General features: G+C 67.9%; 14 protein-coding genes. 3 read left to right on the top strand and 11 right to left on the bottom strand.

The features are described 5' to 3' along the window. Positions 1-57: 57 nt before the first annotated feature. The 9 genes from NY1_RS19655 to NY1_RS19615 all read right to left on the bottom strand — a co-directional run bounded on the left by NY1_RS19655 (position 58) and on the right by NY1_RS19615 (position 8,564). On the bottom strand, positions 58-456 hold the full coding sequence (locus tag NY1_RS19655) for an HPr family phosphocarrier protein (protein ID WP_067715188.1): 399 nt from the start codon (positions 454-456) through the stop codon (positions 58-60). A 66-nt stretch (positions 457-522) separates the two neighbouring features. Continuing rightward, positions 523-1,656, bottom strand: a complete 1,134-nt coding sequence (locus tag NY1_RS19650; RefSeq protein ID WP_067715185.1) for a solute-binding protein — start codon at positions 1,654-1,656, stop codon at positions 523-525. Next, a complete protein-coding gene (locus tag NY1_RS19645; protein ID WP_067715183.1) occupies positions 1,653-2,240 on the bottom strand; it encodes a hypothetical protein in 588 nt (195 codons plus the stop codon). Before NY1_RS19645 ends, NY1_RS19650 begins: the two co-directional genes overlap by 4 nt. A gap of 9 nt (positions 2,241-2,249) precedes the next feature. After that, positions 2,250-3,875 carry a VWA domain-containing protein gene (locus NY1_RS19640; protein WP_157762359.1) on the bottom strand — a complete coding sequence of 542 codons (1,626 nt, stop codon included), beginning with the start codon at positions 3,873-3,875 and terminating at the stop codon, positions 2,250-2,252. A gap of 132 nt (positions 3,876-4,007) precedes the next feature. Further along, positions 4,008-4,796: an SGNH/GDSL hydrolase family protein gene (locus NY1_RS19635; protein WP_067715177.1), complete on the bottom strand. Its 789-nt coding sequence runs from the start codon at positions 4,794-4,796 to the stop codon at positions 4,008-4,010. 145 nt (positions 4,797-4,941) lie between these two features. Then, positions 4,942-6,252, bottom strand: coding sequence for a Dyp-type peroxidase (locus NY1_RS19630; protein ID WP_067715174.1), 1,311 nt, complete (start codon positions 6,250-6,252; stop codon positions 4,942-4,944). 55 nt (positions 6,253-6,307) lie between these two features. Further along, on the bottom strand, positions 6,308-7,321 hold the full coding sequence (locus tag NY1_RS19625; RefSeq protein WP_067715171.1) for an NADP-dependent oxidoreductase: 1,014 nt from the start codon (positions 7,319-7,321) through the stop codon (positions 6,308-6,310). A 26-nt stretch (positions 7,322-7,347) separates the two neighbouring features. Continuing rightward, positions 7,348-7,866 carry a TetR/AcrR family transcriptional regulator gene (locus NY1_RS19620; RefSeq protein WP_067715624.1) on the bottom strand — a complete coding sequence of 173 codons (519 nt, stop codon included), beginning with the start codon at positions 7,864-7,866 and terminating at the stop codon, positions 7,348-7,350. 5 nt (positions 7,867-7,871) lie between these two features. Further along, positions 7,872-8,564, bottom strand: a complete 693-nt coding sequence (locus tag NY1_RS19615; protein ID WP_067715623.1) for a type 1 glutamine amidotransferase domain-containing protein — start codon at positions 8,562-8,564, stop codon at positions 7,872-7,874. A 124-nt stretch (positions 8,565-8,688) separates the two neighbouring features. On the opposite strand from NY1_RS19615, the gene NY1_RS19610 reads away from it, so the two are divergent. Beyond that, on the top strand, positions 8,689-9,618 hold the full coding sequence (locus tag NY1_RS19610; RefSeq protein ID WP_067715168.1) for a LysR family transcriptional regulator: 930 nt from the start codon (positions 8,689-8,691) through the stop codon (positions 9,616-9,618). A 398-nt stretch (positions 9,619-10,016) separates the two neighbouring features. On the opposite strand, the gene NY1_RS19600 is transcribed toward NY1_RS19610, so the two are convergent. Further along, positions 10,017-10,334, bottom strand: coding sequence for a DUF222 domain-containing protein (locus tag NY1_RS19600; RefSeq protein WP_233036135.1), 318 nt, complete (start codon positions 10,332-10,334; stop codon positions 10,017-10,019). 73 nt (positions 10,335-10,407) lie between these two features. On the opposite strand from NY1_RS19600, the gene NY1_RS19595 reads away from it, so the two are divergent. Beyond that, complete coding sequence (locus NY1_RS19595) at positions 10,408-11,454, top strand: AraC family transcriptional regulator (RefSeq protein WP_233434392.1); 1,047 nt, start codon at positions 10,408-10,410, stop codon at positions 11,452-11,454. A gap of 1 nt (position 11,455) precedes the next feature. Here NY1_RS19595 and NY1_RS19590 read toward each other — a convergent pair whose 3' ends face one another. Then, entirely contained in the window at positions 11,456-12,661 is a 1,206-nt protein-coding gene (locus NY1_RS19590) for an FAD-dependent monooxygenase (protein ID WP_218028393.1), read from the bottom strand. 72 nt (positions 12,662-12,733) lie between these two features. Here NY1_RS19590 and NY1_RS19585 point away from each other — a divergent pair, with 72 nt between their 5' ends. After that, positions 12,734-13,288: a TetR/AcrR family transcriptional regulator gene (locus NY1_RS19585; protein WP_067715159.1), complete on the top strand. Its 555-nt coding sequence runs from the start codon at positions 12,734-12,736 to the stop codon at positions 13,286-13,288.

Here is a 13,288-nt window from a genome sequence, read left to right as displayed (position 1 = left end):
GACGCGCGGTGCGGCGGGCGGGCCGGAATCTCCTGGCCGCCCGCCTTTTCCGTGCGATCAGGCGATGATGATGTAGCCCTCACAGCCGGTGCCCACGCTGCCCGGCCATTCCGACCCGCTCACCTTGAACGGGATCGCGCCCGGCCCCGGCACGCCCAGATCGACCTGGGTGGTCACCGGCTTGTAGGTGTCGGGCAGGTTCACGCGATTGCCCTGCATCTCGATGCGCGCGTCATCGGTGAAATTGTCGGAGGTATTGATCTCCAGCGTGGTCGGCACCCCGGACCGCGCCATGATGGTGGTCTGCCCGCACTTGCCCTTCGAGTAGTCGAGGGTGAGCTTCTGCGGTTGCGGGGCATCGGCGAACGCCGACACCGGCGCGAGGAACAGACCGGCAACGCCGAGCGCGGCGAGCAGGGTGACGCGGCGGAGGTAACGCTGGGACTTGGTATTCACGAGCAACCTCTCCAGTAGTCACGGACATCGGGTCCCCCCGGAGCGAACGCCGCAGATCATGCCAGATCAGGCGCAGACATTGTCACGCAGGCAGGTCAGCAGCAGCAGTGTCACATCGGCTTTGGGCGGTGCGGTCGAGCGCGGTCGCTCCGCCAGCGGAATGCGCTCGAAGTCCGCGGCATTGGCCGCGCCGAGCTGGGTGGCGGACCGGAAACCGTACTTCTTCCAGGCGATCTGCTGAATCTTCGAATCCTGGAGCGCGGTAATGAGTTGCTGTGCCTCGGCGGTCAGAGCGAGCACCGGATTGCTGTTGAAGATGGTCGGCTCCGGGTACAGCATGCGGGTTCCGGCCAGCAGCGCGTCGGTGGCGGAAGCGTTGTCGCGGTAGGCGACCAGCTGTTGCAGGATCTGGTTCTCGTAGCCGGCGTACAGCGAGGCCGCGCCCTGGATCAGCCATTCCCGGAAGCCGCCGTCCGAACTGTCCGATTGCAGGCCCTGCGCGTCGTAGAGCCCCCGCACCGTGGTCAGCCCGGCCTTGGCTTCGGCGAGGGTCGGCGGCTGGTACACGTCACCGGAGGCGACCACGGTGAGTTCCAGTTGCATGAGCGTGAATCCGGAGTTGGAGGTCTTCGGATCGGTGCTGGTGACGCGGATCGGCCCGGCCAGGTTCTGGGCGCCGATCGACTCCCACTTCTGTTTGGGCAGCACGTATTCCAGCAGCAGTCGTTTGAGATCCATGATGTAGTAGGAGTTCTCGCGCTTGCCGACGATGCCCGCCTTGACCAGCGCGTCGGTGGCGGCGGGTCCGGCGTAGATCACCTCCGGCGATTCCAGCACCGATTCCGCCCGGTAGTCCGGGAAGTCGCTCATGGTGTGCTTCTGCTCGAATACGCTGCGCGCGCTCGCCGAGGACGGCCACAGACAGCCGATGCGCTGGGACCGCAGCTGATCGGTGGGCACCTGTGCCAGTTCGTAGGAGCCGCGCTTGTCGAAGCGCACCTCGAGCCCGTAGTCCTCGCGCAGGATGCGCGTCACCTCCGGATCGGCCATGAGCGCCGACTTCTCGGAGCCGCCCAGGCAATTCAGCTTGGTGACGGCGGCCGGGGTCTGCTGCGCGCCGCGGATCACCACGACGCCGATCACGATCACCACCACGGCGAACACGACGGCGATCAGTACCGGTAGACGAGACTTGTTCATCGCTCCTCGCTCGGGGGCAATCGGGTGGGGAAGATCAGTTCGAGGTGCGCGAGATCGGTGAAGAAGCCGGTCAGGTCCGCCGCGCCGAATTGCTCGGCGGCGTGCGCGGTGAAGCCCTCGAAGCCGCGCAGCACCTCGCGCCCGCGCGCCAGCAGGGTCTCGGCCTCGGTGTAGGCGTCGGGGTGCGCCTGGATCTCCAGATAGCGTTCCAGCGCCGATTCGACGCCGGTGAGTCCGCCGCGGAGATGTTCGGAAACGGTGGAAAGACCGGCCGGATCCAGCTTTTCGGTGCGTTCGAGCACGCGCGGCACCGTGTCGCAGGCGCGCAGCAGCGCCGCGCGGGTGGGTGCGTCGGTGACCCGCCCGGCCAGCGCGGCCACCCGCACGGTGGCCTTGTGCACCTGTCGCGCCAGCTCTTTCCGCTGCCGCGCCGCCGCGATCGGTTGTCCCGCAACGACTGTCAGCACCGCGAGCCCGGCCGCGACCAGGGCGGCCCCGGCGACCGACCCCAGCACCGCGTAGATGCCGAGGAAGGCCGCGACCAGCACCGCCAGCGCCGTGATCAGAACCGTATTGCCCGGCAAGCGAACTCCTTACCGGTATCCGGTGGCCTGGCGCAGCGCCGCCACCATATCGCCGGAGGCCAGGAACGAGCCGCCGGTGCGCTGCGCGATCTCCCGCAACGCCTTGGTATTGGTGCCCTCGCCGAATCCGATGGCCACCACCGGGATTCCGGTCTTGGCGATATCGGCCAGGCCATTGCCGCCCTGGGTGTCGTCGCCGTCGGTCATCAGGATGACCAGCCGCTTGCGATCGGGCGTGGCGGCGTCGAACTGGCGGGCGGCGCTGGACAGGCAGTTGTAGATGCCGGTGTTGCCGTCGGGTTTGCGCTTGCGGATGGCGTCGTGCAGCGTGTTCAGGCCCGGAGTGCTGTTGCCTTCAACCCATTTCATGCTGTCGGTCGCGGAACTGAACACCAGCACCGCGGTGCGGTCCTTGGGCCCGGTCTGCAGCAGGTACTTCTTGGATTCGACCGGATCGAAGAGCAGGTTCGCGGCCTGCCGCACCCCGTCCCAGCCGCCGTTGCCGTCCATGCTGCCGGAGGCGTCGATGCAGTACACCAGGTCGGTGGGGGTGCGGTAGACGGTCTGGTAGTTCTCCAGCGCCGCTTCGATGACCGGACTCGCCGGGTAGGTGATGGGCTGTCCGGTCAGCGTCGCCTTGACGCCCCACGCCGGATCGAACACGTCCTTGGGCGCGTCCGGCAGCGAGAGGCCGATGCTGGTGATGGGCCGCCGGCCGAGCGCGGTCAGCCGCTTCTGGGTGTCCGCGGTCAGCAGGAAATCCTGCAACTTCTGGAAGTTGCGCTGCTTGTCGGCATTGTCGCCGTGCGGCAGGAAGCCCAGCGGGGCGTCCGAAATCGCCAGCACGCCTTTGGGATACACCACGTGCAGCGGTTCCTGGCCCTGCTTCACCAGTTCCTGGTTCCGCTCGATCACCAGGTCTTCGTAGGTGAACAGCGTCTTGCACTGCTGCGGGGCGGCCAGGCATTCGTCCATGAGCAGGCCGGTGGACGGCGGCGTCTTGGCGAAAGCGCGAGCGAACCGGGTGATGCCGGTGCGCACCGGTTCGGAATCGAGCTGCTCCTTGGTGAGCGCCACGCCCGGGCCATTGCCGGCGAAGTAGTTCAGGAAGCCCAGCAGCACCGTCGCGCCCGAATTCGATTGCGTCGGATTGGTCATCCACGCCGTCGTCCGCTTGGCCTCGACCGCGGTGAGGATCTCCTCGATGCCCACCTCGCGGTCGGTGAAGCCGAGGGCGTCCAGTTCGGACTTGCGGCCCGCGTACACCAGCGGTGTGGAGAACATGGGCTGCGCCTGTTTCAGCCGCCGCCCCGTATCGCCCAGCTGCTGAAACACGCTGGAGGCGAACCAGAACGCGTCATAGGGCGGGGTGTCGCCCTGCTGCAGCAGCCGGGCCTGATCCACCGACCCCAGCTTGGTCATGGTGCAGGTGAGGCCCTGGTCCCGGCACCACGGTCGCACGATCTGCTCGAACACCGCCTCGTGCTCGGACCCCGCCACGATATTCAGCACTTTCGCATCGCCGTCGTAGGCGGTGACGGACCCGGATCCCGGCTTGTCGGAACCACATCCGGCCAGCAGCCCGCAGACGGTGAGCAGCGCCGTGACAAGCACTTTCGTGCGCCGGTCTCGCAATTTGGCGCATCCTTCCCCTCGGTTACGAGAGCTTAAGCACCCGGTACGGATGGGAAGGTGAACTGACGATGTCGTATCGGCGAAACCCTGGGGCGAAATTCGCCATGGCGCAGGGGATCCGGTCGATCCCGCTCAGACGGTGAGACCGTCGACGGGCAGCGGCAGCGGGCGTTTGGCGAGCCGATTGTCACCGGAGGACCGGCCCTGTACGCGCTTCACGGCCCACGGCACCAGCGCGACGCCCGCCCAGCGGAACTCGGCGGCGATGGCCTGCACCAGGTTTCGTTCCGGCAGCTCCGGGAACAACGGCCGGGTCCAGGCGTCGTCGCTGCCGGGCAGACCCAGCGCCTCGGCCAGCGCGTCCGCGATCCGCTGATGGCCGAGCGGGCTGGCGTGCAAGCGATCCGGGCTCCACAGCCGGGGATCGGCGACCACGGCGTGATGCGCGGCCTCCGCGACGATCACTCCGTACCGCGCCGCGGCTTCCCGCACCCGGTCGTTCATGGCGGCCACGCGCCCGCGCACCGCCCGGGCCATCGGAATCAGGCGTCCCACATCGGGAAACGTCAGGGTGGCCACCACCGCTCCGGTGCTTGCGAAGGCCGCGAACATGGCCTCCACGTGTCCTGCCACCTCATCGACCTCGAAGCTGGGACGCAGCAGATCGTTCATGCCCGCGAGCACCGTCACCAGATCCGGTTCCAGCGCCAGCGCCGCGTCCAGCTGCTGCGCGCGGATCTGCCGTGCCAGCTTGCCGCGCACCGCCAGATTCGCGTACTGCAATCCAGGGTTGGCCAGTGCGACCTGCGTGGCGAGCCGATCGGCCCAGCCCCGCAACCCGGTCACATCGTCGCCGTCGCCGACGCCTTCGGTCTGGCTGTCGCCGATTGCGACGTAACGCGTGAAGTTCCCGACGTTCATGACGGACCGGCCTTTCGGTGCGGGTAGCCGGATCATCTCAGGAATAGCCGCCCGCGTCTGTACGCGTTCGAACTGTTCACCCGCGCGACCCGCGCCCGCTACGACCTGCTCTCCTCGTCATTCCGGCGTGCGTTCGGGCGGAATCTCACTGGTCGAACAACCGATCAGCCACGGCGGTCCCGGATTGCGCGCCGGGCGGGACTGCGAAGAAGGCGCTACCGGTGTGCTGGATGACCGCGTTGAGCCGATCGGTGGCGGCCAGCGCGGACTGGGCTTTGATGAACTGCTCGGGCGGATTGTTCATGTAGGCGGCGAACAGCAATCCGGCATCGAGCTTGTCGTGGCCGCTGTGCGTGTGCTCGGGTGTGCCGGGGGCGTGGGTGTGCTCGGTTTCGCCGGTGGCGGCGCCCGGAGCCGTGGACAGCAGCGTGCCGTAGTCGTAGTTGTAGCCGCGGCGCAGCATGGTGATGCCGTTGACGAGGCGGACGTGGGCATCGGCGGGGATGGCGAGTTCACCATTGGGAAGGCGCTTGGCGAGGTCCACGGCGTCGGTCTCGGTTTCGCCGCTGAGCGGCGCTCCGTCGCTGCGCCGTCGCCCGATGATGTTGTTCTGCTCGGCCAGCGCCAGCATGTCCCAATCGGCGGTCTTCATGCGGATCTTGCGGAATACCAGGTAGGTGCCCTGGTGGAACCAGTCCGGTTCGTCGGCGGCGTCCACCCAGACGGCCTTGTCGAATTCGGCGGTCCCGCGCTTGGGGTTGGCGGTGCCGTCCTTGTGCCCGAACATGTTCCGCGAAGTACCGCCATCGACGGGCTGGCTCAGGAAGCCGTGTTGCGTCCAGCGGATATTGCCCAGGCCGGGCATGCGGGCGCGCAGGGCCCGGAACGCGTGGCTGACCACCTGATGGTCCTCGGCGCAGATCTGGACCATGACGTCCCCGCCGCTCCAGGCGGATTGCAGTGCGTCCCCGCTGAATTCGGGCAGTTGGCGCAGGTGCTTCGGCCGCCGCCCGGCCAAGCCGAAGCGCTCGTCGAACACCGCCGGACCAAGTCCGAAGGTGATGGTCAACCGCGCCGGATCCAATCCGCTGGCGAAGTCGGTGCGGACGCTGAAACCCGGTGCATCGGCGGGATTCTCGGGCGCATCCGCCCCGGTCGTGAGGGCGGCGGCGGTCTCGGTCCACACCGTCAGCAGCTCCCGCAGCACCCCGCGATCCGCCCGCGCGATATCGGCGGCCAGGAACATGGCGTTCGCCTGCGGCGTCGTCGCGATCCCCGCCTGGTGCACGCCGTGGAAGTCCTCGACCCGTGCGGGTTTCGCCGCCTCGCTCGCGGTGCCCCGCCCGATCGCCACCCCGGCCGCCGCCACCCCCGCGGCCGCCAGGCCCGACCCGAACAATGCGCGGCGCGAGACCCGTCCGCCAGCTGTACTACCCGTCGTAGTATTTTCGCTCACTCGCGCCAGGGTAGCCACGTTCCGGCTACCCTGGCGAGTGCGCTACGTCACGTAATCAGCTGTGCGACAGCCGAACCAGCATCTTGCCGGTGTTCGCCCCGCCCATCATGGCGGTGAAGGCGTCGAACGCGGAATCGATGCCGTCGTACACCGTCTCCTCGGCGCGCAGCGAGCCGTCGGCCAGCCAGCCGGCGGCCTTGCCGATCCATTCCGGAATCTGGTGGTAGTGGTCGCTGACGTTCATGCCGCGCAGAGTGATCCGCTTGCCGATGGCCAGCGGCAGATGCGGCGGCCCGGCCGGCAGTTCCACGTCGTTGTACATGGAGATGGCCCCGCACAGGGCGATCCGCCCGCGCAGGTTCATGTTCATGATGGCCGCGTCGAGGTGATCGCCGCCCACATTGTCGAAGTACACGTCGATGCCGTCCGGCGCGGCCTCGGCCAGGCGCACCGGCAGATTGCCCTCGCGGTAGTCGATGGCGGCGTCGAAACCGAAGTCGGACAACAGCCGTGCGGCCTTCTCCGGTCCGCCCGCCGAACCGATGACCTTGCTCGCGCCCAGCTGCTTGGCGATCTGCCCCGCGACCGAACCCACCGCGCCCGCCGCGCCGGAAATGAACACCACATCGCCCGGCTGGATCGGGGCGACCTCGGTCAAGCCCGCGTAGGCGGTGAGGCCGGTGGTGCCCAGCACGCCCAGGTATGCCTGCGGCGGAGCCAGATTCGGGTCCACGACCTGCACGGCGCCGGCGTCGAGCAGGGCGTACTCACGCCATCCGGCGAAGTGGGTCACGGTCGCGCCGACCGGGATCGCGTCCGCGCCGGAGGCCACCACGGTGCCCACCGCACTGCCGGTCATGGCCTCGCCGAGCACGAAAGGCGGGATGTAGGACTCGACATCGTTCATCCGGCCGCGCATGTACGGGTCCACCGACAGCCAGTCGTTGCGGACCAGGACCTGGCCGGGGCCGGGATCGGCGACGGTGGTGGTGGCGAATTCGAAATCGGTGAACTTGGGTTCGCCGACGGGGCGGGCGATCAAACGCCATTCACGACTGGTCACGGTCATCGGATTGTCTCCTGGAGGTTCGAGTTTCATTGGGGGAGTGCGGCATCCACCGCGCGCCGCAAGAGCTCCGGACGCCCGGTGCCGATCAGGCCGACGGTGAGGGCGAGGAGGATATGCGCGGCATCGCCCGGATCGCCGGTGTGCGCATCGGTGAGCACCCGGGTCAGCAGGCTGTGCAATTCCTCGGTGAAGCGACGGCAGATATCGCCGCTCAGCCGAGCCTGTTCATCGAAAATCTCGGTGGCGTGTGGTGATTCGGCGAACGGCCCGGCGGCCAGCGCGACCTTCGCGGCCAAGATGCCGTACACCCGCTCCGCGAGCGCGCCCTCGGACGCCGCGGCTTGCCGCGCCTGCGTGAGCGCCTGGTCGTGCAGGCGTTCGGCCACCCGCCGCACCGCATCGTCCTTGTTGCGCACGTATTGGTAGACGGCGGACCGGGAAACGCCTGTCTCCGAGGCGATATCGTCCATGGTGGTACGCCGCGCTCCGTACCGCAGCAGGCACCGCAGCGTGGCGTCGAGTACATCCGTGGTCCGGTCCGCCATCGAAATCACAGCGCTTTCAACAGCTCCGCGGCCAGCGGGGCGGAGGACGCCGGGTTCTGCCCGGTGAACAGATTCCGGTCCACCTCGACGTGCGGCGCCCACGGCTCGCCCTCGCGGTAGTCCACGCCCAGCGCGACCAGGCGGTCCTGCAACAGCCACTTGGCCTTGTCCGCGAGCCCGGCCTGGGTCTCCTCGGCATTGGTGAACGCCGCCACGCGGTACCCCGCGAACGGCGACTTGCCGTCCGCGTCGGCGGTGGCCAGCAGTGCGGCCGGTGCGTGGCAGACCACGCCCAGCGGTTTGCCCGACGCCAGGGCCGCATTCAGCAGTGCGCCCGAAGTGGCGTCCACCGCAAGGTCTTCCATCGGCCCGTGACCGCCGGGGTAGTAGACGGCGTCGAAGTCGGCGAGGTCCACGGCCGCCAGCTCGATCGGCGAGTTCAATTCGGTGGCCTTGCTCAAGGTATCGGCAATCCGCTGGGCGCCCTCGGCGCCGCCGTTGGCGTCGGCGGCGAGGCTCCCGCGATCGACCGCGGGCACCACTGCGCCGGGCGTGGCCACCACGATCTCGTGCCCCGCGCCGGTGAAGGCCTCGTAGGGCGCGACGAACTCCTCGGCCCAATACCCGGTCGGGTGCTTTGTCCCATCCGCGAGCGTCCAATAGTCGACCCCGGTCATGACGAACAGAATTTTCGCCACTGCATGCTCCTTCATACGGAACGGTCTATTTACCGACGATCTGACATTCCGTACCCGATCTGTCAGTCCGTCACCGATCTCAACGTAGGCGCGTAAATATCGTCTGACCAATAGACTCGCCAATATGAGGCATAGGCAAACCGATGGTTCCCTCGATCTGACGCAGTTGCGCACCTTCCTGGCCGTCTACCGGTCCGGCTCCATCACCGCAGGTGCCAGCCGTGTCGGCCTGTCTCAGCCGACGGTCACCACCCAGCTCCAAGCCCTCGAACGGCAGTTGGGCGGTCCCCTCTTCGAACGCCTCCCGCGCGGCGTGACCCCGACCCCCGCGGCCCACGATCTGGCCGCCCGGGTGGCCCCGCCGCTCGATGCCCTCGAGTCCATCGCCGGCGGCTCGGCGGCCGATGTGACGACCCCCGAACCCCCCGTCCTGCTGGGCGGCCCCGCCGAACTCCTCGCCACCCTGGTCCTGCCGAAGGTGGCCCCGCTCATCCATGACGGCGTCCGCCTGATCGTCTCCACGGGTCTGGCCGACGATCTCCTGGCCGATCTCCGCGTCGGCAAACTAGATCTGGTGCTGTCCACCATCCGCCCGCGCGGCCGCACCGTCCTGTCCGAACCCCTCGCCGACGAAGAGTTCATCCTGGTGGCCGCCCCCGACCTGGCCGCCCGCATAGACCTCGACCGCCTGCGCGCCAGCGACCTCACCGGCGTCCCATTGATCTCCTACGCCCCGGACCTGCCCATCCTCCGCCGCTATTGGCGCCACGTCTTCGAAACCCGCCTCGAAGCCGAACCGGCACTGGTCATTCCGGACCTGCGCGCCGTCCTGGCCGCCGTAGCAGCGGGCGCCGGCATCAGCGTCCTCCCCAGCTACCTCTGCGCCCGCGAACTAACCGCCGGCACCCTGATCCCCCTACTCCGCCCGGCCGATTCCCCCATCAACACCGTCTACCTGGCCCGCCGCGTAGGAGGCCCCACCCGCCCACACACCGACCTGGTACACGCCCGCCTCCTGGAAGCCGCCGAAACCTGGCGCACCTGCGTGGATTGACCCGCGGCGAAACCGAAAGTCATTTGGCTATCGAAAGATCGGCACGGCAGACTGGGGCTTGGGGGGAGCCTCCCCGTGCGTTCGAAGCAAGGAAGGCATGCAATGAAGATGTTCAAGATCGCAGTTATCGGTGGGGTCGCCGTCGCGGGGCTGATCGGGTTCGCGGGGCCGGCGGCTGCGTCGACGCCTATCGCTCATACGCCCTGTACGCGGAGTGAGATGATGAAGCCGGATTGGGATGTGAACACGGGGGAGCCTGTTATCTGTGTCAGTACCGGTGGCACCGGGTTGAAGTGGGTTCCTGACGCGACTCGCTGATCGCGCGTAGCTCGAGCGAGAAGGCCCGGACCGTAAGGGGTTTCGGGCCTTTTTGCGTTGTGTCCCGACTTGGTGTTGGGTCAGCTGGCGGCGGGGAGGACTCGCCACATTTTGCGCGAGCGCGGGCGGGGGCGGGGCGCGGCGTGTTCGATGCGGCGGCGGGCTTCGTGGGTGGTGATGCGCAGTAGGTCGGTCAATAGGTCGACGGTGTCGCGGTAGCCGGTGTCGGCGGCGAGGCCGCGGCGTTCGGCTTCGGCTACGGCGGCGCGCATGGCGGCGTCCAGCCGGCGTCGGCGGCGTTCGGTTTCGACTAGGGTGCGCAGCAGGTCGACATCGGCGAGTTCTGGCCATCCTGAGGCTGGAGCATTCGGCGCCAGCGCGGTCGAATGTATGTTCACGCGAGGTAGCCTACCGCAGAATAGAACATATGTTCGACTAATGTTTCGACGGGTTGATCGATAGAGGATTGTGGTGACTGCGGGTAGGCCCCGTGCCGCGAATGATGGCACTGTTTCGTCCAGCCTGGCGCGGTTGGTGTCGGGGGTGGTGGCGGAGCTGGGGATGGATCGGGGGCAGTTCGCGCACCTGCCGGATCTGCGGCCGGAAGTGCTGGCCGATGATCTGGCCCGGGTGTCGACCCCGACCATGATCGCGTTGTGGGAGCAGCTCACGGTGAGCGATGCCGGGACCGCGATCGGAGTGCATGTCGCGGAGCGGGCGCCGGTGGGGACGCTGGGTTTGTGGGATTACCTGTACACGACGGGTGCGAGCCTGCTCGAGACGACGCCGCAGGCGCTGAGCTATCTGGACGTGATCGGTGATCCGGGCGCGGATCGGACGCGGGTGCTCGAGAGCGGCAGTCAGTTCATCGTCGGGCACGCGACGGGTCCCGCCGTGCCGGATGTGGTCGAGGCGATCGAGATCTTCGTGCTGGCGCTGTTCTTGAAGCGGTCCCGGGAAGCCACCGGGCGCGCGATCGTGCCGCTGCGGGTCAGCCTGTCGCATCGGGCGCCGCGCGAGCATCGGCGGCTGGTCGAGTTCTTCGGGACCACGCGCATCGACTATGAGGCCCCGGCCAATTCGATCACCCTGCTCGAGCAGGACGCGCACGCGCCGCTACCGCAGTCCCAGCCCGGCCTGGACAAGATCCTGCGTCATCACGCGGATCTGACCTTGGCCGCCGCCAAACCGGTGCTGCGCTGGTACGACGCTTTCCGGGTGGCGCTCGACATCGTCTTCGAGGCCGATATCGTCTCGCTGGAAGCGGTCGCCGAGCGGCTGGTGATGAGTCCGCGGACCCTGCAACGCCGGCTCGCCGAACACGATACGACCTGGCGCACCGAGGTCGAGCAGGTGCGGCAGGAACGCGCCTTGGCGCTGTTGAAGGACCCCGAACTGTCCATGCGGTCGATCGCTCGGCGCGTCGGCTACAGCGATGAACGGGCGCTGCGCCGGGCGGTGCAACGCTGGCATGGACTGTCTCCCTTGGCTGTTCGCGACGGACTAGTCGCGGGTTGAATCAGGCTGCGTAGTCCTTGGCGGCGATGGTGCGGGCGACCTTCTGGGGCGCGCCGCCGATGAGCCCGCGCCAGGGCAGGTAGGGGAGTAGCCGAACGTTCAGGTTGCGGAAGCGGATCATGGCCTTGCTGGCCGGGGCGTACCAGGCGCCGGTGCCGTCGGCGAACCGCTGGCAGGCCTCGACCATGGGGCGCATCTGCTGTTCGTAGGCCGCGAAGGCGACTGTGTGATCGCCTGCGGCGGCGGCCAATTCGCCCGCCAGCAGGTAGGCGCCGACCAGGGACAGGTCCGCGCCCTGGCCGGACAGCGGGGAGGCGCAGTAGCCGGCGTCGCCGACCAGGGTGACGCGGCCCTTCGACCAGGTGTCCATGTGGATCTGGACCATGGCGTCGAAATAGAAGTCGGGGGCGGGGTCGAGGTGGGCGAGCAGCTCCGGCACCTTCCAGCCTTGACCGGCATAGGTCTCGGCCAGGATCTTCTTCTGCTGCACCACATCCCGGTAGTCGTAGTCGATGGGATCCGACGCCCAAGCGAAGATCGCCTTGGCTTCGGTGTTCTCGCGGGCGCTGTAGGAACCGGCGACCGTGCCCGGGGTGTTGTAATCCAGCTCCCAGTGGTCCAGTTCCAGGAGGTTCGGGATCGTGTAGATGCTGATGTAGTACCCCATGTGCCGCGCGAAGTCGGCTTCCGGGCCGAAAACCAGTCTGCGCGTGTGGGAATGGGCTCCATCGGCGCCCACGACCAGGTCGAAGGTGCGCGGCGCGGCATGGTCGAAGGTGACGTGAACGCCGTCGTCGTCCTGGGTGAGAGTGGCGATCGAGTCGCCGAAGATGTATTCGACGTCGTCACGGGTGGCCTCGTACAGCACCCGCGCGAGATCGCCGCGCTGAATCTCGGTGTCCCCGTTCGCGCCCACGCCGTTGAAGAGCTCACTCGAAATGCTCGCTCGCGCTTTACCGTTCGCATCCACATACGAGGTGCCCCGCTTGCCGGTGCTCAATTCGTGCACCCGCTCGAGCAACCCCATCCGCCGCACCACCTCGGTCGCGGTACCCAGCACATCGATGGCCTGTCCGCCCTCGCGCAGCGCCGGCGCCTTCTCCACGATCGTCGGCTCGAACCCGTACCGCCGCAACCAGAACGCCAGGGCCGGTCCCGCGATGCTGGCGCCGGAGATCAGGACCTTGCGATTGCTCATCTGCTCCATATCCCAAACCATAAGACGATTTGCGCAACTGCGCAAGACAAATGTCTTAGGCGATTGCGCTACACTTCCGGCATGGGAAATCGCGAGGATCTGCTGACCGGCGCCCGGGCCTGCCTGTTCGAGAAGGGCTACGCGCGTACCACGGTCCGCGACATCGCCACCGCGGCCGGCGTGAGCATGGCGGCGATCGGCTACCACTTCGGCACCAAGGAAGCCCTGCTCACCGCCGCTCTGGTGGAGGCCACCGAGGACTGGGGCGCTGATCTGGAGCGGGCATTGGCTGAGGTCCCGGCTGAGGAAACCGACCCCTGGAAACGATTCGCCGCCCGCTGGGACGCCGCGCTGACCACCATCGCCGCCCACCGCGGCGTCTGGTCCGCCACCTTCGACGCCTTGGCCCACCCCGAAGCCCGCGCACAACTGGCGGGAAATATGGAAGAAGCCCGCGCCGGCCTGGCCCGCCTCTTCGACGGCACCGCCGACACAGACACCGCCCACCCCGCCGGTGCCCTCTACCAGGCCCTGCTCACCGGCGTAGCCGCCCAATACCTGATCGCCCCCGAAACCGCCCCCACCGGAACCGATCTCGCCGAGGCGCTGCGCCGAATCACCGACACCCCAGCGTGA

The organism is Nocardia yamanashiensis NBRC 100130, from assembly GCF_001613325.1.
GTDB classification, from domain to species: Bacteria; Actinomycetota; Actinomycetes; order Mycobacteriales; family Mycobacteriaceae; genus Nocardia; species Nocardia yamanashiensis.
Note: the sequence above shows the minus strand (reverse complement) of the source record. Positions and strands in the feature narration are given on the sequence as shown.